The organism is Paraburkholderia youngii, from assembly GCF_013366925.1.
GTDB classification, from domain to species: domain Bacteria; phylum Pseudomonadota; class Gammaproteobacteria; order Burkholderiales; family Burkholderiaceae; genus Paraburkholderia; species Paraburkholderia youngii.
Genome location: NZ_JAALDK010000001.1, coordinates 4786811 through 4812299 on the forward strand (window position 1 = coordinate 4786811; position 25489 = coordinate 4812299).

The 25489-nt window shown below is 65.4% G+C and carries 30 protein-coding genes, 1 tRNA gene and 1 pseudogene; 14 read left to right on the forward strand and 18 right to left on the reverse strand.

Translation table 11 applies throughout. From position 1 onward, the window contains the following. Positions 1 to 19: 19 nt before the first annotated feature. Together G5S42_RS21945 and G5S42_RS21950 are read right to left on the reverse strand one after the other, a co-directional pair. On the reverse strand, positions 20 to 262 hold the full coding sequence (locus G5S42_RS21945) for a DUF6566 family protein (RefSeq protein ID WP_176108708.1): 243 nt from the start codon (positions 260 to 262) through the stop codon (positions 20 to 22). Between the two features lie 110 nt (positions 263 to 372). Continuing rightward, positions 373 to 570 (reverse strand): hypothetical protein, encoded by a 198-nt coding sequence (locus G5S42_RS21950; RefSeq protein ID WP_013089281.1) that lies wholly within the window; start codon positions 568 to 570, stop codon positions 373 to 375. Positions 571 to 727: 157 nt separating this feature from the next. Between G5S42_RS21950 and G5S42_RS21955 the strand changes: the two genes are divergently transcribed. After that, positions 728 to 988: a hypothetical protein gene (locus tag G5S42_RS21955; protein WP_176108709.1), complete on the forward strand. Its 261-nt coding sequence runs from the start codon at positions 728 to 730 to the stop codon at positions 986 to 988. Between the two features lie 46 nt (positions 989 to 1034). Here G5S42_RS21955 and G5S42_RS21960 read toward each other — a convergent pair whose 3' ends face one another. The 4 genes from G5S42_RS21960 to ssuD all read right to left on the reverse strand — a co-directional run bounded on the left by G5S42_RS21960 (position 1035) and on the right by ssuD (position 4399). Beyond that, entirely contained in the window at positions 1035 to 1250 is a 216-nt protein-coding gene (locus G5S42_RS21960) for a TOBE domain-containing protein (RefSeq protein ID WP_008922916.1), read from the reverse strand. A gap of 66 nt (positions 1251 to 1316) precedes the next feature. Next, entirely contained in the window at positions 1317 to 2318 is a 1002-nt protein-coding gene (locus G5S42_RS21965; protein ID WP_176108710.1) for an ATP-binding cassette domain-containing protein, read from the reverse strand. Further along, on the reverse strand, positions 2315 to 3163 hold the full coding sequence (gene ssuC / locus G5S42_RS21970) for an aliphatic sulfonate ABC transporter permease SsuC (RefSeq protein WP_176108711.1): 849 nt from the start codon (positions 3161 to 3163) through the stop codon (positions 2315 to 2317). Before ssuC ends, G5S42_RS21965 begins: the two co-directional genes overlap by 4 nt. 75 nt (positions 3164 to 3238) lie before the next feature. Then, positions 3239 to 4399 carry an FMNH2-dependent alkanesulfonate monooxygenase gene (gene ssuD, locus G5S42_RS21975; protein WP_176108712.1) on the reverse strand — a complete coding sequence of 387 codons (1161 nt, stop codon included), beginning with the start codon at positions 4397 to 4399 and terminating at the stop codon, positions 3239 to 3241. Between the two features lie 215 nt (positions 4400 to 4614). Here ssuD and G5S42_RS43840 point away from each other — a divergent pair, with 215 nt between their 5' ends. Both G5S42_RS43840 and G5S42_RS21985 read left to right on the forward strand, forming a co-directional pair. Continuing rightward, positions 4615 to 4761, forward strand: a complete 147-nt coding sequence (locus G5S42_RS43840; RefSeq protein WP_217709931.1) for a hypothetical protein — start codon at positions 4615 to 4617, stop codon at positions 4759 to 4761. A 162-nt stretch (positions 4762 to 4923) separates the two neighbouring features. Then, the gene (locus tag G5S42_RS21985; protein WP_176108714.1) at positions 4924 to 5349 is read left to right on the forward strand and encodes a hypothetical protein; all 426 of its coding nucleotides are present in this window, start codon (positions 4924 to 4926) and stop codon (positions 5347 to 5349) included. A gap of 86 nt (positions 5350 to 5435) precedes the next feature. On the opposite strand, the gene G5S42_RS21990 is transcribed toward G5S42_RS21985, so the two are convergent. Beyond that, entirely contained in the window at positions 5436 to 6572 is a 1137-nt protein-coding gene (locus tag G5S42_RS21990; protein ID WP_176108715.1) for an enoyl-CoA hydratase/isomerase family protein, read from the reverse strand. A gap of 46 nt (positions 6573 to 6618) precedes the next feature. Beyond that, a complete protein-coding gene (locus tag G5S42_RS21995) occupies positions 6619 to 7455 on the reverse strand; it encodes a TetR/AcrR family transcriptional regulator (RefSeq protein WP_176108716.1) in 837 nt (278 codons plus the stop codon). 146 nt (positions 7456 to 7601) lie between these two features. On the opposite strand from G5S42_RS21995, the gene G5S42_RS22000 reads away from it, so the two are divergent. Further along, complete coding sequence (locus tag G5S42_RS22000; RefSeq protein ID WP_176108717.1) at positions 7602 to 8576, forward strand: NAD-dependent epimerase/dehydratase family protein; 975 nt, start codon at positions 7602 to 7604, stop codon at positions 8574 to 8576. Positions 8577 to 8618: 42 nt separating this feature from the next. Here the strand turns inward: G5S42_RS22000 and G5S42_RS22005 are convergent, their stop codons facing one another. Then, positions 8619 to 8903, reverse strand: coding sequence for a DUF1488 family protein (locus tag G5S42_RS22005; RefSeq protein WP_013089272.1), 285 nt, complete (start codon positions 8901 to 8903; stop codon positions 8619 to 8621). 162 nt (positions 8904 to 9065) lie between these two features. After that, complete coding sequence (locus G5S42_RS22010; RefSeq protein WP_176108718.1) at positions 9066 to 9353, reverse strand: hypothetical protein; 288 nt, start codon at positions 9351 to 9353, stop codon at positions 9066 to 9068. 289 nt (positions 9354 to 9642) lie between these two features. On the opposite strand from G5S42_RS22010, the gene G5S42_RS22015 reads away from it, so the two are divergent. After that, positions 9643 to 9834 carry a hypothetical protein gene (locus G5S42_RS22015; protein WP_176108719.1) on the forward strand — a complete coding sequence of 64 codons (192 nt, stop codon included), beginning with the start codon at positions 9643 to 9645 and terminating at the stop codon, positions 9832 to 9834. Between the two features lie 82 nt (positions 9835 to 9916). Then, positions 9917 to 10306 carry a hypothetical protein gene (locus G5S42_RS22020; RefSeq protein WP_176108720.1) on the forward strand — a complete coding sequence of 130 codons (390 nt, stop codon included), beginning with the start codon at positions 9917 to 9919 and terminating at the stop codon, positions 10304 to 10306. A gap of 46 nt (positions 10307 to 10352) precedes the next feature. On the opposite strand, the gene G5S42_RS22025 is transcribed toward G5S42_RS22020, so the two are convergent. Then, the gene (locus G5S42_RS22025; RefSeq protein WP_176108721.1) at positions 10353 to 10691 is read right to left on the reverse strand and encodes a DMT family transporter; all 339 of its coding nucleotides are present in this window, start codon (positions 10689 to 10691) and stop codon (positions 10353 to 10355) included. Between the two features lie 4 nt (positions 10692 to 10695). Further along, positions 10696 to 11193, reverse strand: a complete 498-nt coding sequence (locus tag G5S42_RS22030; RefSeq protein ID WP_176108722.1) for a heme-degrading domain-containing protein — start codon at positions 11191 to 11193, stop codon at positions 10696 to 10698. A gap of 221 nt (positions 11194 to 11414) precedes the next feature. Between G5S42_RS22030 and G5S42_RS22035 the strand changes: the two genes are divergently transcribed. The 7 genes from G5S42_RS22035 to G5S42_RS22065 all read left to right on the forward strand — a co-directional run bounded on the left by G5S42_RS22035 (position 11415) and on the right by G5S42_RS22065 (position 16846). Beyond that, positions 11415 to 11491: transfer RNA gene (locus G5S42_RS22035), tRNA-Met, on the forward strand. Between the two features lie 217 nt (positions 11492 to 11708). After that, positions 11709 to 12254, forward strand: coding sequence for an NUDIX hydrolase (locus G5S42_RS22040; protein ID WP_018432136.1), 546 nt, complete (start codon positions 11709 to 11711; stop codon positions 12252 to 12254). A gap of 9 nt (positions 12255 to 12263) precedes the next feature. After that, positions 12264 to 13001, forward strand: a complete 738-nt coding sequence (gene aat / locus G5S42_RS22045; protein WP_176108723.1) for a leucyl/phenylalanyl-tRNA--protein transferase — start codon at positions 12264 to 12266, stop codon at positions 12999 to 13001. A gap of 102 nt (positions 13002 to 13103) precedes the next feature. Beyond that, on the forward strand, positions 13104 to 13949 hold the full coding sequence (locus G5S42_RS22050) for an arginyltransferase (RefSeq protein ID WP_176108724.1): 846 nt from the start codon (positions 13104 to 13106) through the stop codon (positions 13947 to 13949). A 125-nt stretch (positions 13950 to 14074) separates the two neighbouring features. After that, on the forward strand, positions 14075 to 15097 hold the full coding sequence (locus tag G5S42_RS22055; protein ID WP_176108725.1) for a quinone-dependent dihydroorotate dehydrogenase: 1023 nt from the start codon (positions 14075 to 14077) through the stop codon (positions 15095 to 15097). A 109-nt stretch (positions 15098 to 15206) separates the two neighbouring features. Further along, complete coding sequence (locus tag G5S42_RS22060) at positions 15207 to 16001, forward strand: cystine ABC transporter substrate-binding protein (protein WP_176108726.1); 795 nt, start codon at positions 15207 to 15209, stop codon at positions 15999 to 16001. A gap of 185 nt (positions 16002 to 16186) precedes the next feature. Next, on the forward strand, positions 16187 to 16846 hold the full coding sequence (locus tag G5S42_RS22065; RefSeq protein ID WP_176108727.1) for an amino acid ABC transporter permease: 660 nt from the start codon (positions 16187 to 16189) through the stop codon (positions 16844 to 16846). Positions 16847 to 16878: 32 nt separating this feature from the next. On the opposite strand, the gene G5S42_RS22070 is transcribed toward G5S42_RS22065, so the two are convergent. The 5 genes and pseudogenes from G5S42_RS22070 to G5S42_RS22090 all read right to left on the reverse strand — a co-directional run bounded on the left by G5S42_RS22070 (position 16879) and on the right by G5S42_RS22090 (position 22672). Beyond that, complete coding sequence (locus G5S42_RS22070) at positions 16879 to 17925, reverse strand: Gfo/Idh/MocA family protein (RefSeq protein ID WP_217709932.1); 1047 nt, start codon at positions 17923 to 17925, stop codon at positions 16879 to 16881. A gap of 188 nt (positions 17926 to 18113) precedes the next feature. Continuing rightward, entirely contained in the window at positions 18114 to 18833 is a 720-nt protein-coding gene (locus tag G5S42_RS22075; protein WP_176108728.1) for a FadR/GntR family transcriptional regulator, read from the reverse strand. 338 nt (positions 18834 to 19171) lie between these two features. Further along, positions 19172 to 19780 carry a flavin reductase family protein gene (locus G5S42_RS45475; RefSeq protein ID WP_176110590.1) on the reverse strand — a complete coding sequence of 203 codons (609 nt, stop codon included), beginning with the start codon at positions 19778 to 19780 and terminating at the stop codon, positions 19172 to 19174. 183 nt (positions 19781 to 19963) lie between these two features. Next, a pseudogene (locus G5S42_RS45480) lies at positions 19964 to 20734 on the reverse strand (sugar phosphate nucleotidyltransferase); the annotation flags it as partial. 75 nt (positions 20735 to 20809) lie between these two features. Continuing rightward, positions 20810 to 22672, reverse strand: coding sequence for an alpha/beta fold hydrolase (locus G5S42_RS22090; RefSeq protein WP_176108729.1), 1863 nt, complete (start codon positions 22670 to 22672; stop codon positions 20810 to 20812). Positions 22673 to 23127: 455 nt separating this feature from the next. Here G5S42_RS22090 and G5S42_RS22095 point away from each other — a divergent pair, with 455 nt between their 5' ends. Next, complete coding sequence (locus G5S42_RS22095; RefSeq protein ID WP_176108730.1) at positions 23128 to 24597, forward strand: oligosaccharide flippase family protein; 1470 nt, start codon at positions 23128 to 23130, stop codon at positions 24595 to 24597. Positions 24598 to 24606: 9 nt separating this feature from the next. Here G5S42_RS22095 and G5S42_RS22100 read toward each other — a convergent pair whose 3' ends face one another. Next, positions 24607 to 25140 (reverse strand): GNAT family N-acetyltransferase, encoded by a 534-nt coding sequence (locus tag G5S42_RS22100; RefSeq protein WP_176108731.1) that lies wholly within the window; start codon positions 25138 to 25140, stop codon positions 24607 to 24609. Between the last annotated feature and the right edge of the window lie 349 nt (positions 25141 to 25489).

Consider the following 25489-nt stretch of genomic DNA (forward strand, 5'->3'; position numbering starts at 1 on the left):
CCGTCGCGACTATCCGCCATTAGCTGGCCAGCCCCGCATCGATCAACTCGCGCGCCGCACTGAAAGCCGTCTGGGCGGCCGCATGCTCGGTGGACCACAAGCTATCGATATGCACGAGCTGCCAGTCGACCACCGTCGAATCGTCGCGCAGCACCCGGAAATGCGCCTTGACGCCGGTCAGCACCTGTTCGACCGCCACCTCGATGTCATAGTCGCCATAACGCGCCTGATAGTCGCCCATGTCGACGCCCTTCGGCTCCATGTTCGTCTCCGTGGTTTCGCTGATCGCGGGCAAACGAACGCGCGCGACTCACCCGCGACGCGCCGCCTCGCTCTTCACCCCGGCCGCGCGGCCGGCCGCCGATCAGCGGATCAATTGCAGTCGCCGGAAAGATACTGCCGGCCGTTGCAGTTGATTTCGACCCCACCGCTGCCCGCTTCGGCGACGAGGTCGCATGCCAGCAACTCCGCCGCGACGGACTGCGCGACTTCGGGCGCCGTCTGTCCGACGCCGACGTCGTTCAGACGCCGCAACGCTTCGACCGCTTCGGGACTCAAGGACTTCGACATGGCCGTCTCCGTCGGAATGGTCAATTCATCGTAGCAAGTTTCATCGGCGGATGCAGGCGTGCGCGCCCGCAGCGGCCCCGGAACACAGTCTGCTACTAGTGAATGGTGCATACAGCCGCGTGTCTACAGCCGACGCGCGACATCGAAGGAGAACGACATGAAGCGAGTCAATTGGGCCACCCTTACGGCCACTGCTGCAGCGCTGGCGGCGCTGCTCGCGAGCGGCGCGAACGCCGTCGCGCAGACGGGGTCCAGCGCACCGCCGGACAGCCATGCGCCGATGGCCAAACCGCCCGAGGCGGCATCGGGCGCCGGAGGTTCGAGCAACCCGGACAACATGCCGATCAAGCGACCGACGAAGCCGACCAACGACCACATGTCGCACGAGCCGCCAGCAAGCAGCGCAAACGCGAAGTAGCCGCTGCGCACGCCGCTCGCGCTAGCGCAACGTCGTCAAAGCCTCGTCAAAGCCGCGCAATCGACACCTCGGTCGACTTCACGAGCGCAACCACCTCCGAGCCGACTTTCAGTTCGAGTTCGTCGACCGAGCGCGTCGTGATCACCGACGTGACGATGCCGAACGGCGTCTCCACGTCGACTTCGGACACCACCGAGCCGCGAATGATTTCCTTGACCTTGCCTTTGAATTGATTGCGCACGTTGATGGCGGAAATGCTCATTTCAGATAACTCCACAGAAGCGGTTGATAACGGAATGGATCAGATGGGATCGATTTGCTGGAAAGCTCAGACGGCCCAGCGCACTTCGGTCGGCCGCGTCAGACGGCCCGGTTCCGGCAAGCCATACGGGTCATAGGGCTCGTACGCGCGATGCGCGAGCGTGTCGTCGTTCGGCGCGTTTTTGAGTACGCGTTGCAACACGTGATCTTCGAGCGCGGCGAAGCCCGCCGACGCCCGCGCCCGCGGCCGCGCAAGCGCGACCGGCTGATCGAGCGCGATGCGGCCCTCCTCGATCAGCAAAATCCGGTCGCCGAGCGCGACGGCTTCGTGCACGTCGTGCGTGACGAGCAGCGCGGTGAAGCGATGCTCGCGCCACAGCCGTTCGATCAGCGTGTGCATTTCGATGCGCGTCAACGCATCGAGCGCGCCGAGCGGCTCGTCGAGCAGCAGCAATTGCGGACGATGCACGAGGGCGCGCGCTAGCGCGACGCGCTGCCGCTGACCGCCCGAGAGTTGCGCGGGCCAGTCGTTCGCGCGTTCGAGCAGGCCGACTTCGGCGAGCACCGCGCGCGCATCGTCGCGCGCACCCCGGCCGCGGCCGAGGCCGAGCATCACGTTCTGCAGCACGCTTTTCCACGGCAGAAGACGTGCATCCTGAAACATGATGCGGGTGTCGAGCGGACCGCCATTGCCGGCGCGTTTTTCGAGCACGCCCCAGCTGGCTTCTTCGAGACCAGCGACGAGTCGCAGCAACGTCGACTTGCCGCAGCCGCTGCGGCCGACGATCGCGACGAAGCTGCCGCGCTCGATCGACAGATCGAAGCCCGACAGCACCTCGCGCTCGCCATAGCGTTTGCCGACGCCGCGCAATTGCACCGCGTAGTCGCTTGCGGGGCGCGCGTCGCTACGGGCCAGTGCAATGGCGGGTTGCAAGCCGGCCGCCCCGTCCCGCTCGATCTCCGCGGCCTCGTTCGCGTCGTGATCCGCGAGCCGCGGCTGCGCGAGCTCGGTCTCGAGGTCGCTGCCCGCGATGCCGCCGAAGGTCGTCGCTAGTGTCGTTGCGCTCATGCTTTTGCTCCTCGCTGATAGGCCGGATGCCAGCGCAGCGACACGCGCTCGAGGCTCTTCGCGAGCATGTCCGCGAGCTTGCCGAGCGCCGCGTACAGCAGAATGCCGACCACCACCACATCGGTTTGCAGGAATTCGCGCGCATTCATCGTCATGTAGCCGATGCCCGATTGCGCGGAAATCGTCTCGGCGACGATCAGCGTGACCCACATCAGGCCGAACGCGAAGCGCACGCCGACCAGAATCGACGGCAGCGCGCCCGGCAGGATTACGTGGCGGTACAGCGCGAAACCTTTGACGCCATAACTGCGCGCCATCTCGATCAGGTTCGCATCGACCGAACGGATGCCGTGGAACGTGTTCACATAGACCGGAAAGAACACGCCGAGCGCCACGAGGAACACCTTCGCTTGTTCCTCGATGCCGAACCACAGGATCACGAGCGGAATCATCGCGAGCGCGGGGATGTTGCGGATCATCTGCACGGTCGAATCGAGCACGATTTCCGCGGTCTTGAACAAACCCGTCGCCAGTCCGAGCACGAGACCGATTCCGCCGCCGATTGCGAAGCCCGACACCGCGCGCCACGTGCTGACCCTCACGTCCGCCCACATTTCGCCGGACTGGATCAGCGACCAGGCCGCCTTCACGACTGCGAGCGGCTCGGGCAGCACGCGTGTCGACAGCGCACCGCTGCGCGCGGCGATTTCCCACGCGAGCAGGATCGCGATGGGCGCGAGCCACGGCACCAGGTGCGCGCCGAAGCGGCGCAACACGTCAGCGCGCGTGGTGGACGCGGGCTGCGGGGTTGCTCCCGTAGCCGCCTTCAAAGCAGTGTCACTCATGTTGGCTTTTCTCCTTGCCGGTCGAGATCGTCGTGCAGGAATCGCGCAGACCGCGCGCCCTCGCTTCGCGCTCACTCAGCTCGCGCTCGCCGCCTTCGGCAGATCGCTGGTGCCGACGATTTCGCCGAACGGCCCCGACAGCGGCCCGTTGGCGACCTTGCTGAAGCGTTGCGGCAGCAGCGGAAACACGAGTTCGGCGAAGCGGTACGATTCCTCGAGATGCGGATAGCCGGACAGGATGAACGTCTCGATGCCGAGTGCCGCATACTCCTTCATACGCGCGGCCACCTGCTCCGGACTACCGACCAGCGCAGTGCCCGCGCCGCCGCGCACGAGCCCGACGCCCGCCCACAGATTCGGATAGACCTCGAGCTGTTCGCGCCCGCCGCGTTTGCCACCGTGCAGCGCGGCCATGCGGCGCTGGCCTTCCGAATCCATCTTCGCGAACGACGCCTGCGCACGCGCGACCGTGTCGTCGTCGAGCTTGCTGATCAGCTTGTCAGCGGCGGCCCACGCTTCTTCCTCGGTCTCACGCACGATCACGTGCAGACGGATGCCGAAGCGGATCTGCCGGCCGCGTGCCGCGGCGCGTGCGCGAATGTCGGCGATTTTCTTTGCGACCGCTTCGGGCGGCTCGCCCCACGTCAGATAGGTGTCGATGTGCTCGGCCGCGATATCGTGCGCGGCCGCCGACGAGCCGCCGAACCACAGCGGCGGATGCGGGTTCTGCACCGGCGGATACAGCGCCTTGCCGCCTTTCGATTGCAGATGCTCGCCGTCGAAATCGATCGCTTCGTTGCTGTGCGAAGCCGTAAGCAGCTGGCGCCAGATATGCAGGAATTCGTCGGTGATTTCGTAGCGCGTGTCGTGATCGACGAATACGCCGTCGCCGGCCAGTTCGGCCGCGTCGCCGCCCGTCACCACGTTGATCAGCAGCCGCCCGTTCGACAGCCGGTCGAACGTCGCCGCCATGCGTGCGGCGAGCCCCGGCGACGACAGTCCCGGGCGAATCGCGACGAGGAACTTGAGCCGCTGGGTCGCGGGAATCAGGCTCGACGCGACGACCCAGGCGTCCTCGCACGAGCGGCCGGTCGGCAGCAGCACGCCCTCGTAGCCGAGCGTATCGGCGGCGACGGCGATCTGCCGGAAGTAGTCGTAATCGGCTGCGCGTGCGCCTTGGGACGTACCGAGATAGCGGCTGTCGCCGTGAGTCGGAATGAACCAGAACACATTCATGTTGTTGCTCCTGCCTGCTCTTGAAAGAAAACGGTGGGCGCGAGCGCCGGCCGCGCGCATCGAGCCGGCAACCGGCAAGGCGCTGCGACGTGCTGAAGGATTGCGAAACGGACGGTGGACTCAGGCCACCGGCAAAAGCGCTGAAAGCCTATGCGCCGGGCGGACGACACCGCGAACACGACCGCACGCGGGCCCTGCGGCAACGGAGATTCGGCATGAGGCTCGACATTGCGACGGTTTTCCTGGACCAACGTGCGCGTGGTGCGCTCGATTTAACGGATGACGGCGACACCAGCGCCGTCTGCATGAGGAAACAGTCTATGGAGCGGTCCGCGGCTTTTGAACGATTTTTTTTAGCTTAGGAATTCCGCTTTCGTGATTAGCCCGGCGCTACCGCATACGGTTGTTGCGCTTTACACACGCGGCCGCGGCCGCCGCACCTCGATCGATATAATGGCGCTCGTTTCCAATCACCCGGTACAGGCGTTGCGATTCGCGTCGCCAGTACGTTGCCGGTGCAATGCATGCACAAAATAATTCTGCCGTTCGTCGCCGGTTTTCTGGCTTCCTTGTTCTTCCGCGAATCGACGCTGGCGCTGATGCACGCCGCCGGCATGATCGACCCCACCGGTTTTTCGACCGCGCCGTTTTTGCCGCTAGGCCTGCCTGAATTCATCGCGAACGCAATCTGGAGCGCGTGCTGGGCCGTGCTGATGGCCTGGCTGCTGCGCGTCGCGCCGCATCGGCACGCGCCGTGGGTACCGGCGTTCGTGTTCGGCGGCATCGTGCTGACGGCGGCGAGCGTGTTCGTCGTCGATCCGCTGCGCGGCATCTGGCCGAGCGGCAACATGCTGCCGCGCCTCGCGGTGGGCTTCGCGGCGAACGCGATGTGGGGCTGGGGCGCGCTCGTGTTCATGCGCGCGTTCATGGCGAGCGAGGCCGAGGAATGAGCGCGTCGCGCGTGAATACGCGCAACGCGTAGATTTTCGCGGACGGGTTCGCGAGGCGGCGCGTTCAGTGCACGGTCAGTGCACGTTCACCCGCGCAGAGCGACTAGCGGATGCTCGTTCGCCGGCCACGGACTGTCGAACATCTTCTCCACATCGGCCTGGTTGACGTCCTCGATGCGCGCGAAACGCCAGCGCGGCGCGTTGTCCTTGTCGATGATGCGCGCGCGAATGCCTTCCACCGTGTCTCCGAGCAGGAAGCTCGAACGTGTCAGATCGAGATCGACACGCAGCACGTCGGCCATCGACCCTTCCGCGCGCGTGACCACTTCGAGCGAGACCGCCATCGACAGCGGCGAGCGCTCGCGCAGCACCGCGATCGTCCGCTCGGCCCACTCCGCCGCGTCGCCGCCGCGCTCGCGCTCCTGTTCGAGCGACGCGAGTATCCGCGCGACGTCGGGCTGCGCGAAATGCCGGTCGATCAACGTGCGCGCCTTCGCGAGCGCGCTCTCCTCGGGCTGCGGCGCGACCTGATAGGCGAGCGTTTCGCGCTCGACGCACGCAACCACATCCGCGCCGCGCTCGAACGGTTCGCGGCTCAACGTAGCGACGAGCGCGGGCAACGCCGCGTCGTCGATGTAGACATCGGCGAGGCCCGCGTACAACGCGTCGGCCGCGCCGATCGTCTCGCCCGTCACCGCCAGATAGCGGCCGAGCGCGCCGGGCGTGCGCGCGAGAAACCAGCTCGCACCGACGTCCGGAAAGAGGCCGATACGCGTTTCGGGCATCGCCATCTTCGTCGATTGCGTGACGACGCGCAGGCCGCCGGTGCGATGCGCGCCCTGCGAAATGCCCATGCCGCCGCCCATCACGATGCCGTTCATCAACGCGATATACGGTTTCGGATACACGAAGATCGCGTGATTGAGCCGGTATTCCTCGCTGAAGAATGTGTCGCGGGCCTGCTGGTCGCCGCGTTGCGCCGCCTCGTACATGAAGCGGATGTCGCCGCCCGCGCAGAACGCGCGCTCATGCCGGCTGCGCACGACGACGGCCAGCACCTCGGGGTCGTCGCGCCACTGGTCGAGCGCCGTGTGGATTGCGCGAATCATGCTCGTCGACAGCGCATTCAGCGCTTTCGGCCGCTCCAGTTCGATGAAACCGATGCGGTTGGTTACGTGGGTCGCGATTTCGTCGCTAGTGGCGGGCGAGGCGGACGTGGGCATGGAAAGCTGGGCGTGGCGGCGCGGGTTGACGTGGAACTGAACGTTATCACGGGCCTGCCGCTTTGCGTTTGGTGGCGGGCTCGGGAGCCGGGTCCGTGGAGTCGGCAGGCTCGGAGTGGCGCCGCGCGACGGTTTTCTTGCCGCGCACTGCGGCGCTCTTCGATGCTCCCGCTGCCACGGGCTGCGGCGCGCCGAGCCAAGCGTCGAGCGTTACGCCGACGAGCGTCTCGAGCGGCGCACTCGGAAACACCGGACACGTGAGATTCAACGCGACGATGCCGTGCAGACTCGCCCACAACGCCTCGGCCCACACGGCCGACTCCATCGATGCGACCGACGCCGACAGACGCCCCGCTGCTCGCAACTCGTCGAGCGCGTCGATCATGATGTGCAGCGCGGCGTCGCCGGGGTCGTCGTCGGCGTTGCTTCGGGACGCGGTTGAACCTCCGGTCCCGGCGTTCGCGCTTGCATCGTCCCCGTTGCCGCCGTCTTTGCCTGCGCCCGCCGCCGCGCCACCGAGCGCCGCGCCCGTATAGCTCGGATCCTCCATGAAAATCAGCCGGTACGTTTCCGGATGCTGAACGCCAAACGCGACGTACGCGCGCCCGAGCGCCTTCAGCCGTTCGGCGGGATCTGCGATCTGCACGAGCGGCACGAAGGTCGCGAGCAACTGCGCGTAACCCTCCTCGCACAAGGCCCGCGCGATGTCGTCGCGACTCGCGAAATGCAGATACAACGTGGCGGGCGAATATTCGATCGCGTCGGCGATCTTGCGCATCGACAGCGCGGCAAAGCCCTCGCGCACGACGATGCGCCGCGCGGCATCGAGGATGCGTTCGCGCAGCGCCTGTTTCTGGCGGTGTTTTCGTTCAGCGATTCCCATGACTCGCAATTTTCAGGTTGACAAACTGAAAAGTCAAATTAAACTGAACGCTGTTTACTGAACAGTGTTCAGTACATTTTCATCGGTCAAACTGAGTCGCCACGTGCACACGCGACGAGGTCGCGCCGCCATCTGAAGGAGTCGTCATGCAAGCCAAGGGAAAGGTCGGTTTATTCGGTGCCGCAGGCGCAGCGGGTCAAAGCATTGCCGCGGCGCTTGGTGCGGCGGGCCGCGATTATCGGGTGGTCGGCCGCTCGCGCGAGGCATTGCAACGCTGCTTCGGTGACGATCCGCACGCTGAGATCGTCACCTGGAACCCCGACGACCCCGCCTCGATTCGCGCCGCGGCCGCCGGTCTGCAAACCGTGATCTATCTCGTCGGCGTGCCCTACGACCAGTTCGCGCAGCACCCGCCGTTGATGGAGAAAACGCTGGCTGGCGTGACGGCCGCCGGCGTCGAGCGCTTCATTCTGATCGGCACCGTGTATCCGTATGGCCGCGCGCATGGCAATCCGATTCGCGAAGATCATCCGCGCGAGCCGCACACGTTCAAGGGCCGCATGCGGCTCGAACAGGAAAAGCTCGTGCTGGCCGCGCATGGCCGGAATGGTCTCGAAACGCTGGTATTGCGGCTGCCCGATTTCTACGGACCGGGGGTTGAGCGCAGCCTGTTGCATGGTGTCTTCGTTGGCGCCGCTACCGGTAAGCGCGCACAGGTGCTCGGTCCCATCGACGTGCCGCACGAATTCATCTTTCTGCCGGATGTCGGCCCCGTGGTCGAACGACTCACGCGCACACCCGAGGCTTACGGCCGCTGGTGGCATCTCGGCGGCGTCGGCACGATCACGCAGCGCGAAGTGGCGCACGAGGCCTACGCGCTCGCGGGCCGCGAGCCGAAGCTGATGGTGGCCGGCAAGGGCATGCTGCGCGTGCTCGGGCTGTTCAATCCGCTGATGCGCGAACTGGTCGAGATGAACTATCTGTTGACCGAGCCGATCGTGCTCGACGATACCGCGCTGGCGACGTTGATCGGGCCGTTCAGCAAGACTTCGTATCAGGAAGGGATCAGGCGGTGCTTCGAAGCGGCGCGCGAGGCAGTGCCGGCGCATGGCGTGAATTAGCGGCAACGCGTTGACGATGCGTTGGTGGAAGGAAAGTTCCGCTCAGCCTGCCATCTGCCCTGGCGGAAAGTGACCACTCTTGAGCAGCACGGGTGTGCCGTTGCTGATCTGCAAATGCTCACGCGCAACGGCCTCGATGCGCGGCCGGCCCGCATCGAACGCACGCAGCCAGCCGTCGAGGTCCTCGCTGTAAGCGCCGAAATGATCCTCGAGCGCTTCCACCGAGATCGCGCACGGCACCGGCTCACCGTCCACCAGCGCTGAAAACACGACGGTCAGATTGGAGTCACGGTAAGCAGGCGCGTCTTCGGGAAAACGGATTTCCATAGTCGCCTCATCAAAAGGTGGCGGCGGGAACGTAACACGCGTGGAAAGCCGCTATGCGCCGCCGATCCGCGCGGGTCCCGCTATGGTACCCGCGCCGCCGGATCACGGTCCAGCGTGCGCGGGCGCCTGCTTCAGGGCATCGTGCGGGAATCGCCGACACGCTCACTGCCCATCCAGCAATCGGTCGACATATTCACGCGCCGCCCGTTCGACGAACGCGAGCGCCTCTTCTTCGCTACTGAAGCGTCGCCGGTCGCCGAGTTCGAGCAACGTTTCCATCCGATGCGGATCGTCCGGGCCGGCTTCGGCGAGGCTAACCGAGCCGACGTAAGTACCATCCGCTTTGGCGTGCGCTTCGCCCGACGCGCCCGACGTGCTGCCCCCCGGCACGAGGCGCGCGGTGGCGCTGATGTAATAGCCGCGATAAGGGCCACTGACCCGTTCAGCCATCTTCGTCCTCCTGTTGCGGTTGCGGAGCTGGAGCCAGTCGCGACGGCGCCGCCTTGATGCTTCAGCATGCGGCGCGCCGCTGCACCGGAGGTGTGCGGGCGCCCCGCCCCATTCCGATAAGGCGCGTTACAGCGCGATAAGTTCTGCGCGCTCGCGAGCCCCACTTTCGCCCCACCCCACGGCCGCGCCGCACGTCAGCCACGCGCGCTGGTCGAACGGTCCAGATCGGCATACTCCATGCTGTCAAAAGGTACTATGACGACACCATTTCGAGGCCAGCGAGCGCAATATGGGAAAATATTTTCTGCAGAATCACGAACTGCCCGAGCCGGATGCAGCGAACCGCTGGTTCGAGTACGCCGAAAGTCATGGGATCGACATCCCAAAAGCGATCAGCATCTGGGAAGACGCGGCCACTGAAGAAGGCGCGGAAGCCCGGCGGCTCGTCAGCGCGGCGGGCATCACCGTCGAAGCGACCTGAGCCTTGGCGCGCGCCCGCGTGTTCCACACGGACCGGCTCCAGCGCGGCCGCAACCTCTATCTGAATGAAAGGACACAACACGATGCATTTCACGACGCAACCGCGGCGCGCCGGCCGATTCCACCGCCTCCGATCCAGCGCCGCGCTTGCCTTCTTGCGTCGCGCGTCGCTGACGGCCGCATTGCCCGCCGCGCTGCTGCTCGCCGCGGGGCTCGGCGGCTGCGCGTCGTCGAACACGACCACGCTGATCAATCTGCCGAACGGCCAGACCGGCTTCGCGGTCAACTGCAGCGGCGCCAACGCCGGCTCGAGCTGGGCCTCGTGCTACGTGCAAGCGGGTAAGGCCTGCGGCGCGACCGGCTATGACATCGTGTCGAAAGATAACGACGAGGGTGGCACCGCTGGCGGCAGCGTCACCAACGTGGCGTCGGCGAATGTGAAAGGCCGCTCGATGATCGTGCGCTGCAAATAAGCCGACTTACGGTCCGTGCGGCAACCGAGGCGGCTTGCGCGGGCGCTCAATGCGCCTGCATCTTCGAGAAGAGATTCAACACCGCGACGCCAGCGACGATCAATCCCAGCCCGATGATCGCCGGCACGTCGGGTACCTGCCGGTACAGCACCAGCGCGACCAGCGTGATCAGCACGATCCCGGCACCGGACCAGATCGCATAGACGATGCCGACCGGAATGCTCCTGAGCGTCAGCGACAGGCAATAGAACGCGACGCCGTAGCCGAGCACGACGACCATCGACGGCAGCAGCCGCGAGAAACCGTCCGAGGCCTGCATCGCGGAAGTCGAAATGACCTCGGCGACGATCGCGATCGCGAGCAGCGCATACGGGGGTACGCGCATCGCGTCAGCTTTTCGCGAGCGCGAGCTTGCCGTAATCGTGACCCAGATGCGCGCACAGCGCTTCGACCACGAGCTCATGATCGGCGCGCTGCGGCAGACCGGACACCGTGATCGAACCGATCACGCCCGCGCCTTCCACCGTCAGCGGAAACGCGCCGCCGTGCGATGCGTACTCGGTGGCCGGCAGACCGTGCTTGTCGGCGAGCGTCGCACCCGCGAGCTGCATTTTCAAACCGATCGCGTACGAGCTACGGCGAAATTGTGCAACCGTGTTGCCCTTGCGGCGCGCCCAGTCGACGTTGTCGGGCGTCGCGCCGTCGAGCAGGCTGAAGAACAGCGGCTGGCCAAATGTGCGCACGTCGATCGCGGCGCCAATGCCGCGCGCTTTCGCGACCTCGTGAAGATACGCGCCGACTTGCCACGCACGGTCGGCATCGAAACGGGGAAACACGAGGGTCTTTTCCTGAAGAGCGATGACCTGCAGATCGTGAGCGATATCCATGGGGTTCAGAACGGGTCGGAAGAAGAGTCGAAGAGGTCGCCGTCGTGAAGATCCAGCGAGCCGCGTGGAGAATCTGAATTCTAGCGCAGCGTCCGCGCGCGGCTTTCCGGAGCCTTTCCGATAGGTGACGTAGCGGTCGCGGCGCAAAGCGCAATGAAGCCAATCCTTACATGGCTATTGCGCTGTCTGTCTGGCTGGTCTATAATCTTTTCTTCGACGGACGCGGGGTGGAGCAGTCTGGCAGCTCGTCGGGCTCATAACCCGAAGGTCGTAGGTTCAAATCCTACCCCCGCAACCACAACGAAATCATTGAAGGGTTACAACGCATTGGCGTGTAACCCTTTTTTGTTTTTGTGGCCACGATCTGACGAGCGCATTCGAAAATCGACTGTCAAGCGTGTCAGACGCGGCGGCGCTCCCCGCATCGAACCTCCCATCGCGCAGTCCCCGCCGGCGCCTCAGTAATCGCCCGCCCGGGTGATAAACTCCTATCACCCTTTCTCGTCCCCTTTCCAATGAAATTCTGTTCTGTCTGCGGCCACGGCGTCAGTCTGAGCATTCCGCCGGGCGACAATCGCGAGCGCTTCGTATGCAGCAGTTGCGGCACCGTGCATTATCAGAATCCGCGTAACGTGGTCGGCACCGTTCCCGTGTGGGACGACAAAGTGCTGCTGTGCCGCCGCGCGATCGAGCCGCGCTACGGTTACTGGACGCTGCCCGCCGGCTTCATGGAAATGGGAGAAACGACTGCCGAAGCTGCCTCGCGCGAAACGCTCGAGGAAGCCGGCGCGCGCGTCGAGGTGCAGAACCTGTTTTCGCTGCTGAACGTGCCGCACGTGCATCAGGTGCATCTGTTTTACATGGCGCGGCTGCTCGATCTCGACATTGCCGCCGGCGAAGAAAGTCTCGAAGTGAAGCTGTTCGAGGAGCACGAGATTCCGTGGGACGAGATCGCGTTTCCAACCGTCGGCCAGACGCTGCGCTTTTTTTTCGCCGACCGCGCGGCCGGCAGTTTCGGCCTGCATACCGGCGACATCTTCCGCTCCCTGCGCGAAGGTTGAGCGGCGCGCATGGTTCCCTGGCTCGGAGCTGACGATCCGTTTCCGCCCGTCGAGCGCGCGCTCGGCGCCGCGAGCGGCGCGCCCGGTCTGCTCGCGGCAAGCGGCGATCTGCTGCCGTCGCGTCTGATCGACGCTTACCAGCGCGGCATTTTCCCGTGGTATTCGGACGGCCAGCCCGTGTTGTGGTGGAGTCCCGATCCGCGCATGATCCTGCGCCCCGCCGAGTTCAAGCTGTCGCCGTCGCTGCGCAAGACGCTCAAGCGGATGTTGCGCGACGACGCGTGGGAAATCCGCGTCGATCAGGATTTCGCCGCCGTGATGCGCGCCTGCGCGCAGGCGCCGCGCCGCGGCCAGCGCGGCACGTGGATCACCGCCGACGTCGTCGAAGCCTATTCGTCGCTGCATCGCCTCGGCGACGCGCACAGCATCGAAACGTGGTTCGAGGGCAAGCGCGTAGGCGGTTTGTATGGCGTGTCGCTCGGCCGGATGTTCTTCGGCGAATCGATGTATACCGACGTCACCGACGGCTCGAAAATGGCGCTGGCCGCGCTGGTCGGCCACTTGCGACGTCACGAAATAGAAATGATAGACTGCCAGCAGAACACGTCGCATCTGGCGTCGCTCGGCGGCCGCGAGATAGCGCGCAAGGCGTTCGTCGCGCATGTTCGCGCGTCTGTCGGTGCACCGGCCATTCCTTGGCGCTTCGACAAGACCGCCCTGCTCGAAATCCTCGTGCGCGCGGCGTAGGAAAAATCAGGCCGAATCCGGGTCCGCCGCCCATCGAATCGCGGCATCAACCGCCAGGCGCGCCGGGTTTGCATTACCAGAGACGCTTCGAGAGCTGCCAACGTGACTCATCCCAACGAGCTGCCTCTTTCGCCGCTTTCCGCGCTGCAATTTTATGCAACGGCGCCCTATCCCTGCAGTTACCTGGACGGCCGCATCGCGCGCTCGCAGGTCGCCACACCCAGTCACCTGATCAATTCGGACGTCTACACGGATCTCGTCAAGGCCGGCTTCCGGCGCTCGGGCGTGTTCACCTACCGTCCGTATTGCGACGGCTGCCGCGCATGCGTGCCGGTGCGCGTGCCGGTCGAGCGTTTTCAGCCGAACCGCACTCAGCGGCGTGTGTGGAGAAAGCACGGCGAGCTGATCGCGACCGTCGCGCCGCTGCATTACGACGAGGAGCATTACGCGCTGTATATGCGCTATCAGTCGGCGCGCCACGCAGGCGGCGGCATGGATCGCGACAGCCGCGATCAGTACGAGCAGTTCCTGCTGCAAAGCCGGATCAACTCGCGGCTCGTCGAGTTTCGCGAGCCGGCGCCGCTGCGTCCCGATGGACGGCCCGATCCGCGCCCCGATGCACAGGGCGCGCTGCGCATGATCAGCATGATCGATATCCTCGGCGACGGCTTGTCGTCGGTCTACACGTTCTTCGAGCCGAGCCTGCCCCATGCGAGCTTCGGCACGTACAACATCTTCTGGCAGATCGAGCAGGCACGCAGCCTGAACCTGCCGTACGTGTATCTCGGCTACTGGATTCGCGAAAGCCCGAAAATGGCGTACAAGGCGAATTTCCGGCCGCTCGAAGGCTTGATCGACGGCGAGTGGCGCGTGCTCGATCCGGCCAGCATCGACTTTCCGCCGGTCGATCTGCCGATGCATGGACGACGCGGTCCGCTCAGGCCGTAGCCGAAGCGCCGTCCGCCGAGTCGTCGCCGGGCCCTGCTCGCCGCCAGCAACGCCCTACAGTCTCATCAAAGCCCAAAGCCGGTAAAATAGCGGGTTCCCATTTTCCGGCCGTCCGGCTTCATCCCGTGTTCAGTTCCCTTTATCCGCTCGTTCGCGCCCAACTCTTTCGCATGGACGCGGAAGACGCTCACCATCTGACTTTGCGCATGCTCGGCGCCGCCGGCCGCACCGGCATCGCCGGCGCGCTCGCCGCGCGCGTGCCGGATTCGCCGCGCACCGTGATGGGCCTCACGTTCCGCAACCCGGTCGGACTCGCGGCCGGCCTCGACAAGGACGGCGCGTGCATCGACGGTCTGGCGGCGCTCGGCTTCGGCTTCATCGAAGTGGGCACCGTGACGCCGCGCGCGCAGCCGGGCAATCCGCGCCCGCGCATGTTCCGGCTGCCGCAAGCGAACGCGGTGATCAACCGGATGGGCTTCAACAACGCCGGCGTCGACCAGTTCGTGAAGAACGTCCAGGCCGCGCGCTATCGCGGCATCCTCGGTCTGAACATCGGCAAGAACGCCGACACGCCGATCGAGCGCGCCGCTGAAGACTACCTGTACTGCCTCGAGCGCGTGTACCCGTTCGCGAGCTACGTGACGGTCAACATCTCGTCGCCGAATACGAAGAACCTGCGCCAGCTGCAAGGCGCCGACGAACTCGACGCGCTGCTCGCCGCGCTGAAGGACAAGCAGCAACGGCTCGCCGACATGCACGGCAAGCTGGTGCCGCTCGCCCTCAAGATCGCTCCGGACCTCGACGACGAGCAGATCAAGTCGATCGCCGACACCTTGCTGCGCCACCAATTCGAAGGCGTAATCGCGACCAACACGACGCTGTCGCGCGCTGCCGTCACCGGCATGCCGCATGCGGACGAAGCCGGCGGCCTGTCGGGCAAGCCGGTATTCGACGCGTCGAACGAAGTGATCCGCAAGCTGCGCGCCGAAGTCGGCGAGGCGGTACCGATCATCGGAGTCGGCGGGATCTTCTCGGGGGAAGACGCACGAGCGAAGCTCGCGGCCGGCGCGTCACTGGTGCAGCTTTATACTGGTTTCATCTACCGCGGTCCGGCGCTCGTCGCCGAATGCGCGCAGGCGCTGCGCTAAGCATCCGCACCCGCGGTGCATATAGACATAAACAAACGGTATTTAGATTGCGATAGTCTCGTTTGCTATGCTCTCGACCGTCAAAACGTCAGACGTACAAAGGAACACGATGAAATTTGGCCTGCTGAAGAAACTCCTCGCCACCGCGCTGATCGGCGCGTCGTTGACCGCCGTCGCCGCGCACGCGGAAGACCTGCTCGACCAGGTCAAGCAGCGCGGCACGCTGCGCGTCGGTCTCGAAGGCACCTTCCCGCCGTTCAACTCGAAAGCGCCGTCGGGCGAGCTGGTCGGCTATGACGTCGACATCGCCAAGGCCGTCGCGGCCAAGCTCGGCGTGAAGCCGGTGTTCGTCACGACCGAATGGAGCGGCATCATCGCCGGTCTGCAGGCGGGCAAGTTCGATGTGATCGTCAATCAGGTCGGCATCACCGACGCGCGCAAGCAAACCCTCGACTTCTCGCCGGCGTACACGTACTCGGCCGCGCAACTGATCCAGCGCAAGGACGACACGCGCCAGTTCACGTCGCTCGAAGACCTGAAGGGCAAGAAGCTCGGCGTCGGTCTCGGCACGAACTACATGGACATGGCGAAGTCGGTGCCCGGCATCGACGTGAAGACCTATCCGGGCGCGCCCGAATACCTGCGCGACCTGGCCGCCGGCCGGCTCGACGCGGCGTTGAACGACCGTCTGATGCTCGCGTACCTGCTGAAGAACTCGAACCTGCCGCTGCGCACCGGCGCGAACGTCGGCCCGGGCAACCCGTCGGGCATTCCGTTCCGGAAGGGCAACCCGCAGTTCGCAAAGGCGATCGACGATGCGATGACCCAGCTCGAAGCGGACGGCACCTTCACGAAGATCTCGGACAAATGGTTCGGCATCGACGTCAGCAAGCCGATCAAGTAACACCCGTGTAGTCAAACGAAGGGCGGCATCGATCACGATGCCGCCCTTCGCGTTTATGCGGCCCGCGCGGGGCCTTGGACCCGAACCGCGCGTCACGTATACCCCGAGCCGCATTGCGCGACCCGCGCCTGAACGCGCGCCAAAGTTTATGATGTGCGCTTTGTGCGTCAATAAGAACACTACCCATGTCCATCACATCCCTGCTGCTCCAATCGCTGCCGGTACTCGCACAAGGCGCCTTGCTGACGATCAAGTTCGCGATCCTGTCGATGATCTTCGGCTTGATCGGCGGCGCCGTGCTCGCACTGATGGGGATCAGCCACAGCCGGCCGCTGAACTGGATCGCACGCGTTTATGTGAGCGTGATGCGCGGCACGCCGCTGCTGGTGCAGATCTTCGTGATTTACTACGGTCTGCCGAGCTTCGGCATTTCGCTCGAACCGACGCCGGCCGGCGTAATCGCGCTGTCGGCGAACGTCGCCGCCTATCTGTCCGAGAGCATGCGCGGCGCGATTCTGGGCATTCACCAGGGCCAGTGGCTCGCGTCGTACAGCCTTGGGCTGTCGCGGCGCCAGACGCTGCGCTACGTGATCGCGCCGCAGGCGCTGCGCATCGCGGTGCCGAGTCTGTCGAACAGCCTGATCAGCCTGGTCAAGGACACCTCGCTCGTGTCCGTGATCACGGTGACCGAGTTGCTGCGCAGCGCGCAGGAAATGATCGCGTCGACCTACCAACCGCTGCCGCTTTATCTGGCCGCCGCGGCCGTGTACTGGGTACTGTGCCAGGTGCTCGAGTGGGCGCAGCGCTGGTACGAGCGGCGGCTGTCGCTACCGACGCGGCACTGAGCGCCGCGCACTCCTTTCTTTGCCCTCGCGGCTCATTCGCCAGCGAACTTCAGCCCCAACGCCGCGCGCGCCGCGTCGGCCATCGCGATCATCTGTCGCGACGTGTCGTGCGGCATCAGCGGACTCTGCAGCACACCCGCGCGAATCAGCTCGCAAAAGTGCGCGGTCTCGTAGTTCAAACCACCGCCTTCGAACGGTTCGTCGAGTTCGACGACGCGGCCGTCCGCGTAACGGATGGTCGCGCGCGACGGGTTCCACCACGGCTCGTGCAGCGTCACGTGACCGCCTTTGGCCATCAGCAGCGCATCGCCCTTGCCATGCAGATCGAGCCCGCAGAATAGCTGCGCGATGCCGCCGCGCTCGTGCTGGCTGTTCAGACTCGCGAACGTATCCACGCCGGTGGCGCCGAGCCGGCCGAAGGTCCGCACGTCGCGCGGGGCGCCGAGCCAATCCACCGCAAGAAACATCTCGTAGATGCCGATATCGAGCAGCGCGCCGCCCGCATGCTCGAACGACAGCGACGGATGATCGGCCGGCACGCCCGGCACTGAGCAGCCCGCGCGCACGAGGCCGACCTCGCCGATCGGATCGGCCGCGAGGTGCTCGCGCAACCTTCTGTAAAGCGGATAGAACGGCGGCTTCATCGCTTCCATGAAGAGCCGTTGCGAAGCGCGCGCGGTCTCGAGCACGCGCTCGAGCTGCGCACGATTGATACACGCGGGTTTCTCGCACAGCACGTGCAATCCGGCTTGCAACGCGGCGATCGCATAGTCGGCGTGGCTGTCCTGCAGCGTCGCGATATAGAGCGCGTCGATGCCGCTCGCGAGCAGCGTATCGAAACTGTCGCAAACGGTACCGCCGAATTCATCGGCGAACGCCTGAGCCGGTTCCACGCGACGCGACCACAGCGCGGCGAGCCGCGCGCGCGGCACGAAGGCGAGACCTTGCGCAAAGCGGCGCGCAATTCGGCCAGTGCCGACGATCCCCCAACGGATCTCACGCGATGAAGTGGTGTCCTGCGTTGCCCGATTGGTCGGTTGGGCGGTGGCTGCCTGCGGTGCCGCTGTCGTGTCTGTCATCGTTGTGCGAGGGTCCATGCGGTTCGGAACAGCCGCTATTGTCGCCGATGCCGTTTGAGAATGCGGCGAACCCGGCCAATCCGAACCATGCGACATCGCAGCCGCGCACCGACCTTCGACACCCGCGCCGCCGCTGTCGCGGCCAGGCACTCACGCAGCCAGGCTCAAACCGACGCTCACACCGAGTCTCAAACCCGCGCCGGCGGCTCCGCGGAAAACCGGCCGCCGATCTCCTCGGCCGAGTAATCGATCATCGCCAGCGAGGCGATCTCGGCCTCCTTCGGATCGCGCCGCTCGATCGCTTCGACGACGCGCTGATGCGACGCGATCGCGCCCTCCCACACCCCGGTCCGGTCATGCACGATCGGGGTGACGGTCGACAGCGCGCCGCGAATGATCGCGGCCATCTGCTTGAAGAACTGGTTGCCGCTCGCGATCACGATACGCGTGTGGAACAGCTCGTCGGCTTCCTGATAGGCGGGCTCGCCCGGACGGATCACGCGAAACGCCTCGAACGCCTCGCGAATCGCGGCGACATCCGCGGCACTGCCGCGTGCGGCCGCCTGCGCCGCAGCGCGCGGTTCGATCAGGATGCGAAACTCGATCACGTCACGCAGAAACATCGGATCGGGCTTCGCGCGAAAACGCCAGTTGACGACGTCCTCGTCGATCATGCGCCAATCGCTCATAGGCCGGATGCGCGTGCCGATCTTCGGGCGCACGTCGAGCATGTCGCGCGCGAGCAGCATCGATAGCGCCTCGCGCATCACGGTGCGGCTCACGTCGAATTCCTTCGACAGCACATCCTGCGGCGGCAGAATCGCGCCGTACTTTTCCTCGACGATGCCGCTGACGAGCCCGTCCATTACTTTGCTCACCAGCGAGCGATCCTTGTTTGCGTGTTCCATGACATATCCCCGAAGCGGTGTTGACCCCGCGTGGCCTGTTGATGAAGGGCCCGTACGTATCTGCTATGCAAATAGGATCGTTTTCCGATACGTTGCTAGCTTCGAAACGGATGCGCCAGTTGGGACACTTCCTGACAGGGTTATCCCTCTGAAGATTTGTTTCGTTCGTGTAACGCAATCTGTTCCGCCAGGCTCAAAGCTCGCCCGTCAAAGCGTGCCTGCGTTACCCGGTTTAATTAGTGCGCATTCGCACGTTGGCAAGACGAAATTGTCTGATCTGCACGGACGTGGTCCGGCGATTGCGTGCTTGGGCGAACAAACATGCGATGGCAATCGCATCACGCCGAATCCTCGTTCGACGCGCTCGCCGCCACCGACGCATAGCGGCCGCCGAAAAACAGCAGCGGCGCGTGCTCGTCGAGCGAGAACACCAGCACTTCGCCGACGAACAGCGTATGGTCGCCGCACGGATGGCGGTCCACCACGCGCGCGGCGAAGCGCGCGGCCGCGTGCTCGAGCAGCACGACGCCGGCAAGGCCGTCGACCGCCGCGAAGCGCGGTGCGCAAGTCGGCGTGAGGCGGCTTTGCGCCTCGCCCGCGAAATGGCGGCTGTGCGACTCCTGCGCCTCCGACAGCACGCTGACGCCGAATAGCTCGGCATCCATCAGCCGTGCATGCATGCGCGCACGATGCCCGACCGACACGACGATCAGCGGCGGCTTCAGCGACCCCGACATGAACGCGTTGGCGGTCATCGCGTGAAGACTGTCGCCGCTGCCGGTCGAGATCACCACCACGCCGGTTGCGAAGCGCGAGAGCGCATGACGAAAGCGCCGCTCGTCGAATGACGGCGACCGCGCTTCATCGGCTGGCTTATCGGCTTGAGCTGCATTGACGCGCCTGGGCGCGGCGACGTCCGGCCAGCCCTCGCCGAGCGGTACCGTCACGCCGAGAAGACGCGCGTCGGTACCGATGCGCTCCATCACCGCATGGTCGACCGAGTCGGATGGACACGCGGCGAACGCGTCGCGCGCGAGATGCACCGCGCCGGCATCGTCGATGCTCGCGCCCGCGAATGCGTCCTTGCAGGCCGCCGCGATCAGCGGACGGCACAAGCCGATCGCGTCGAGCCATACCGACGCGCGCACCACGAACATGCCGCAGTTCCACCAGTACTCGCCCGCTGCGAAGTAGCGCTCGGCAAGCTCGGCATCGGGCTTCTCGACAAAGCGCTCGATCGTCCGCGCGCCACGGTTGCCCAAGGGCGCGTCGGTGCGGATATAGCTGTAGCCGATCGCCGCACGCTGCGGTGGCACCCCGAACGCGACGATCGCGCCGCGCGAGGCATGCGCGAGCGCCTCGTTGAGCGCCGCACCGAATGCAGTGTGATCGGCGCTCGGATGATCGGTGGGCAGCACGACCAGGATCGGATCGTCGCCAGCCACGGCCGACGCGCGCGCGGCGAGCGCCGCGACGCTCAGCGCCGGCGCGGTGTTGCGCGCCATCGGTTCGAGCAGCAAGCGCGCAGGCTTGCGGTACCGCCGCTCGACTCGCTCTAGCGCAGGCAGCCGCGGTTCGTCGCGGCAGACCACCAGCGGCGCGGCGGACGGTCTGGTACGGGCCGCGTCGTGCGCGGCCGAGTCGAATGCATCGTCGAGCCAACGCAGCGTCGCTTCGAGCCGCCAGCGGTCGTCCATCGGACCGGCCAGCCGCTTCGAATTGCGTTCGCGCGACAGCGGCCACGGCCTCGTACCGGAGTCGCCCACGAGAATCACCGGTTGCACGGTCAGTTCGTGAAGCGCGCCGGTGGCGCGAGTCCCCGGCGCCAGCGGATTACCTGGCTCTACTATTCGGTTCATTTGCGATCCTCTCGAATCCAACTCCTGTTCACCGGCCGGCATGACGCCGGCAGGTGCCTCGTGGTCGCAATCGTTTCTGGTCGTACGCGCGTGCCCCTCTGTCCGCCGCGTGTTCCCCTATGCTTCTCCGAACGGACGCAACGCCCCCGGGCCGCGATGCTCATCGTGTTCCGGGTGCTGCCTGTGCAGTTCGCCGTCGAGCGCGGCGCTGTCGGGCTGACGCAGCTTCGTGAAGCCGCCGCGATAGACGTTCTCGACGTAGGACATGATGTTTTCCTGCGCCACCGACGACAGGATCGCGTGATCGGTGTGCTTGCAAAAGGCCACGTGAATGCGCGTGAAGCGCGCGAGCCGCGTGCCCCGCGCACCGAAGTAGCGCTCGAGCTCCTCGACGCCTTCGTCGAGCACACCGAACACCAGGTGCGTGTCGACGCCCCGCGCATCGAGGTTGGCGAACAGATGCCGCTCATCCCGCGCGCCGAGTTCAAGGCCGCACAACCGCTCGATCCGGTCGGCCAGCGTTTCGCCGGTCTTCGCGAGCTGCCGTACCACCAGCTCGCGCACGAGGCCCCAGCCGCCCGTCTTGCCCTTGAGCACGCGCAGCCATTTGCCGGGCTGCTTCATCGAGCGCATGTAGTTGCGCGTCGACCCGAACGCGGACACCGGGATCATCGGCTTGCCGTGTTCGTCGCAGACGTTGTGCCATCTGAACTTCTGTACGTTGACGATCACCGCGCCCACCACGGCGGGTTCGCGCGTCGCGGCATGCAGGCCGGTATAGGCGCCCGAGCAGATGCCGACCGGTACCGCGCCCGCATGACCGCGCGCGACGAGCCAGCGCGATGCGCATGCGGCGTCGGCGGCGCTCGATTGCGAGTACAGCGCGTCGAGGCTCAGCGTGTCGCACGACGGCATGCTGTCGCCGACACCGCCGACGTCGATGCGCAGCGAAGCGATCCCCTGACGGGCAAGACGCCGCGCGAAATGTACGCCGAAACGCCCGTTGCCGATCCGCGACACCGCGCCGGTATTGAGCAGCAGCACCGCCGGCGCCTGCGCCGCCGCGGCGCCGTCGGGCCGGCAGTAGATGCCGAACACCTTGCCGTCGTTCAGCCATACCGGCGTCTCGTGCAGCGTCGGCGCGACATAGTGGCCGCCCGCCGGCTCTTCGCCTCGCTCGGGCACGCGCGCCACCGCCGGGCTGATTCGCGTGCTGCCCGCGAGCAGCCAGTTCTCGATGGTCTCGAACGCGGCGTGCGGTATTTCGCTTTCGAGCGGCTCCATCATGAAGCGGCTGTATTCGTCGAACGGGTGACGCTCGAGCTCGACGCCATGTTCACTGTAATGCGCGGCGAGCGCACCGGTGCGCACGGGGTTCAGTGAATCGAGCAACAGCACGCGCGCGGCCGGCCGGCTCGTCGCGCGATATAGATCCGCCGTGTGCAGGCTCTCCAGCGTGTCGCGATACATGCGGAAGCCGTACGCTTCGACGAACTCGTCGGTATCGGGCTCGACCACGCAATCCATCGCGGCCGGATCGTTCAACCATTGCCGGTAATGCGCGCGCAATTCGCGCTGATAAGTCTTGCCCGACAGCACCGGCGACATCAGCACGAGACCGTGCACGTCGCCAAGTTCCTGCGCGGCAAGCGCGGCCAGCATGCCGCCAAGACGCAGACCGCACAAGCTGACCCGCTCGACACCGGTCGCTGCGCGCAGCTGCGCGACCGCCTGTTTGACGCTGTCGATCCACGCGCGCCACAGGCCGGCGTCGGTCGGATCGCCGGCCGAATCGCCGCTCGCCGGGTAGTCGAAGCGCAGCACCGGTATGCCGCGAGCGGCGAGGCGCTCGGCGAGCCGGCGCATGCCGCGATACGTGCACAGCGTGTCATAGCCAAACGGGGAACACATCACAACGCCATCCGGGCCGTGGGCTGAATGCAACCAGCCGAAGTTGCCGTCGAAGACGATGGGTCTCACTGTCCGCTCCTTACGTTTTCTTCCTTTTCATGTGATTACAACAAAGGCGCTGTCGCCCATATGTGCGTCCCGCCACATTGGTTTGGGCTCCGAATCGAGCTGGGCTCGCGTGTGTCGATGAGCATGCTGTGCAGTGCAGCATGCCCCGCTCATGGACCGAAACGCGGCTGATCGCGTCGTTCATGCGCTGTATTGAATGCCGGCGGCTGCGGTGTGCGTGCCGCGAGCATCAGATGATGGAGAAGGTGCGGGCGCGCCCGCGCGCGACGCCAAGGCTCGTGGCCAACCACCACGCGACCCTATGACCATTGCCATTTAACTCCCTCCGATCGCGGCCATCTGTACGGCCACCCACACAGTCACGCGGCGCCTGGGGGCAAGATGCAAGACCTGCGACGGCGCCGACGGGAAAGTCATACGATAGGCTCGCCCGTCACCGGCCGGACAAGAGGACCATGGAACGAAGCATCGTCAGGAACATCTTCATCAACTTTGCCGGAGCCGTCGCGCCGACCTTCGTGTCCCTCGTGACCGTGCCGGCCTACATTCATCTGCTGGGCGCCGAGCGCTATGGGGTGATCAATCTGGTGTGGGCGCTGATCGGCTACTTCAGCGTCCTCGATCTGGGCACCAGCCTCGCGACGGAAAACCAGATCGCCAAGGCGCGCGCAACCAACGACGATTCGATCGAACCGATTTTCTGGAGCGCGTGGTTCATGAATCTCGGCACCGGCATCATCGGCGGTGCGCTGATTTATGCCGGCACCATCGTCTACATCACCTACGGCGTGAAAATCGAGCCGGCGTTCCAGCGTGAAGTGATGGCGAGCCTGCCGTGGATCGCGGTGGCGGTGCCGATCGCGAACGTCACTTGGGTATTCGCGGGCGCGATTACCGGCGTCGAATGCTTCGCGAGCTACAACATCAACCAGATGCTCGGCACCGCGCTGTTCCAGCTGCTGCCGATCGCGGCGGTCTTCTGCTTTTCGCCGTCGCTGGCGTTCGTGATTCCGGCCGCGGTGATCGCGCGCTTCATCGCCGGCCTGATGCTCGGCGTGGCCGCCATTCGCGCGCTCGGCATTCGCCGGATGCGGCTGCCGCAATGGCGCCTGATGATCGGGCTGTTCCGCTACGGCCGTTGGCTGCTGATGTTTTCCGGCGCCAACATGATTGCCTCGACCCTCGACCGCGTGTTCGTCGGCGGACTGCTCGGCGCGCGCTTCGTCACCTACTACGCGACGCCGCAAAACCTGATCAATCGATTGAACCTGCTGCCGCTCGCGATGGTGCGCACGCTCTTTCCGCGTCTGTCGGCCGCGTCGCGCGAGGATGCGGACGCGCTCGCGCACCACGCGCTCGCGTTTCTCAATGGCGCTTTTACGCCGTGCGTGATCGTCGCGCTGTTCGCCTTGAAGCCGTTCCTGCTGCTGTGGCTCGGTCCGCAGCTTGCCGCCTCGGCGCCGGTCGCGAGCGTGCTGATCGTCGGCGTGTGGCTGAGCGGCCAGTCGAGCATCCTCGGCAGCCTGTTGCAGGCGCAGACCCATCCCGCGGCGGTAGCAAGCGTCAGCTGGCTTCAGTTGCCGTTCTTCACCGGCGCGTTGTGGTGCGGCATCCACTGGTTCGGCATCATGGGCGCGGCGGTCGTCGTCGTGCTGAAGGCGCTGTTCGATTACTCGGTGTTGCTCGCCTTCTCACGGCTGCATGCGTGGACGATCGTGCGCAACATGCTCGCGCATCTGGCGTTTCTGCTCGTCGCGCTCGCGCTCGCGGATTCGATCAACGCGCTGCTGCTGGCGATCATCGCTGCGCTCGCGTTGAGCGCAGCGAACTTCGGCATATCGCTGCGCGGGTCCAGCGAATTGCGCGCCGCGCTTTACCGGCTCTGGCTGCGTCTCGTGCCGTCGTCCGGACGGGCACGAGGCTGAGTCCCGGCATCACAACAGTTCGAACGTGTTGGCGAACGATGCGCCGGCGCGCTCGCGCCGCCGCTGCCCGAAGCGCGCCTGAGCGCCACGCACCTGACGCGTAAGACCGATGTACGGCATTCCATGTTCGAGGTACGGCCCCTCCGTTTTGCGAAAGCCGAACTGCTCGTAGAACCCGCGCAAGCCAAGCGGCGCACTCACGCGCGTGGCGCGGCCCGGCCAGCGTTCGGCGACCGCTTCGAGCACGCGCTCGATCAGCATCTCGGCGGTGCCGTCGCCGCGCCGCAGCGGACTCGTCAGCACCTTGTCGATCGTCACTTCCGGATCTTCCGAATCGCCGGGCTGCACCCGCGCATAGGCGAGCACCGGCATTGGACGTGCCATGTCGTCGACCGCGAACACATGCAAAGCGTGCTCGTCGCGCCCGTCCGCGTCGAGGCACACATGCGACTGCTCGACGACGAATACCGCACTGCGCGCACGCAGCACGACATACAACTCACGTGCAGATAGCTGATCGAACTCCAGCGTTTTCCAGTTCATCACGCCCCCGGCGGTCAAAATACCTGGCGAAACCGGCGATGCCTGCCGTGCGCGACGGCCGGCCGATCCATGACGGTCCCTCATCATCGACTACACGGTAGCCTGCGCGAAAGACGTGCTTCCGTGCGCCATCGCACTGACGCTCGGGGTTGCCGATTCTTAAATACGAGCCAACGAAGCGCAGTCTCACCACGTGCCCCGGTATCGCAGATGGCTTCACACAGCCCGCCTGCATCACCGCACCGCACCATCGCGCACACACACTGCGGTCTTCGCACCGCACGAACCTACCTACGAAAATCAGGCGCCCACGATCATTCGATCCCGGCACCCATCGGCAGACCTTTGA

Bases quoted from the DNA above. Each gene is read 5' to 3' on its own strand.
- G5S42_RS22060 (WP_176108726.1), top strand. From the start codon at position 15,207: ATGAAATTTGGCCTGCTGAAGAAACTCCTCGCCACCGCGCTGATCGGC.
- aat (WP_176108723.1), top strand. From the start codon at position 12,264: ATGGTTCCCTGGCTCGGAGCTGACGATCCGTTTCCGCCCGTCGAGCGC.
- G5S42_RS22020 (WP_176108720.1), top strand. From the start codon at position 9,917: ATGCATTTCACGACGCAACCGCGGCGCGCCGGCCGATTCCACCGCCTC.
- G5S42_RS21960 (WP_008922916.1), bottom strand. From the start codon at position 1,250: ATGAGCATTTCCGCCATCAACGTGCGCAATCAATTCAAAGGCAAGGTC.
- G5S42_RS21950 (WP_013089281.1), bottom strand. From the start codon at position 570: ATGTCGAAGTCCTTGAGTCCCGAAGCGGTCGAAGCGTTGCGGCGTCTG.
- G5S42_RS21955 (WP_176108709.1), top strand. From the start codon at position 728: ATGAAGCGAGTCAATTGGGCCACCCTTACGGCCACTGCTGCAGCGCTG.
- G5S42_RS22095 (WP_176108730.1), top strand. From the start codon at position 23,128: ATGGAACGAAGCATCGTCAGGAACATCTTCATCAACTTTGCCGGAGCC.
- G5S42_RS22075 (WP_176108728.1), bottom strand. From the start codon at position 18,833: ATGGAACACGCAAACAAGGATCGCTCGCTGGTGAGCAAAGTAATGGAC.
- G5S42_RS22100 (WP_176108731.1), bottom strand. From the start codon at position 25,140: ATGAACTGGAAAACGCTGGAGTTCGATCAGCTATCTGCACGTGAGTTG.
- G5S42_RS22005 (WP_013089272.1), bottom strand. From the start codon at position 8,903: ATGGAAATCCGTTTTCCCGAAGACGCGCCTGCTTACCGTGACTCCAAT.
- G5S42_RS21965 (WP_176108710.1), bottom strand. From the start codon at position 2,318: ATGAGCGCAACGACACTAGCGACGACCTTCGGCGGCATCGCGGGCAGC.
- G5S42_RS21995 (WP_176108716.1), bottom strand. From the start codon at position 7,455: ATGGGAATCGCTGAACGAAAACACCGCCAGAAACAGGCGCTGCGCGAA.
- G5S42_RS21985 (WP_176108714.1), top strand. From the start codon at position 4,924: ATGCACAAAATAATTCTGCCGTTCGTCGCCGGTTTTCTGGCTTCCTTG.
- G5S42_RS43840 (WP_217709931.1), top strand. From the start codon at position 4,615: ATGAGGCTCGACATTGCGACGGTTTTCCTGGACCAACGTGCGCGTGGT.
- ssuD (WP_176108712.1), bottom strand. From the start codon at position 4,399: ATGAATGTGTTCTGGTTCATTCCGACTCACGGCGACAGCCGCTATCTC.
- G5S42_RS22030 (WP_176108722.1), bottom strand. From the start codon at position 11,193: ATGGATATCGCTCACGATCTGCAGGTCATCGCTCTTCAGGAAAAGACC.
- G5S42_RS22015 (WP_176108719.1), top strand. From the start codon at position 9,643: ATGGGAAAATATTTTCTGCAGAATCACGAACTGCCCGAGCCGGATGCA.
- G5S42_RS22000 (WP_176108717.1), top strand. From the start codon at position 7,602: ATGCAAGCCAAGGGAAAGGTCGGTTTATTCGGTGCCGCAGGCGCAGCG.
- G5S42_RS22070 (WP_217709932.1), bottom strand. From the start codon at position 17,925: ATGACAGACACGACAGCGGCACCGCAGGCAGCCACCGCCCAACCGACC.
- G5S42_RS21990 (WP_176108715.1), bottom strand. From the start codon at position 6,572: ATGCCCACGTCCGCCTCGCCCGCCACTAGCGACGAAATCGCGACCCAC.
- G5S42_RS22040 (WP_018432136.1), top strand. From the start codon at position 11,709: ATGAAATTCTGTTCTGTCTGCGGCCACGGCGTCAGTCTGAGCATTCCG.
- G5S42_RS22010 (WP_176108718.1), bottom strand. From the start codon at position 9,353: ATGGCTGAACGGGTCAGTGGCCCTTATCGCGGCTATTACATCAGCGCC.
- ssuC (WP_176108711.1), bottom strand. From the start codon at position 3,163: ATGAGTGACACTGCTTTGAAGGCGGCTACGGGAGCAACCCCGCAGCCC.
- G5S42_RS21945 (WP_176108708.1), bottom strand. From the start codon at position 262: ATGGAGCCGAAGGGCGTCGACATGGGCGACTATCAGGCGCGTTATGGC.
- G5S42_RS22065 (WP_176108727.1), top strand. From the start codon at position 16,187: ATGTCCATCACATCCCTGCTGCTCCAATCGCTGCCGGTACTCGCACAA.
- G5S42_RS22025 (WP_176108721.1), bottom strand. From the start codon at position 10,691: ATGCGCGTACCCCCGTATGCGCTGCTCGCGATCGCGATCGTCGCCGAG.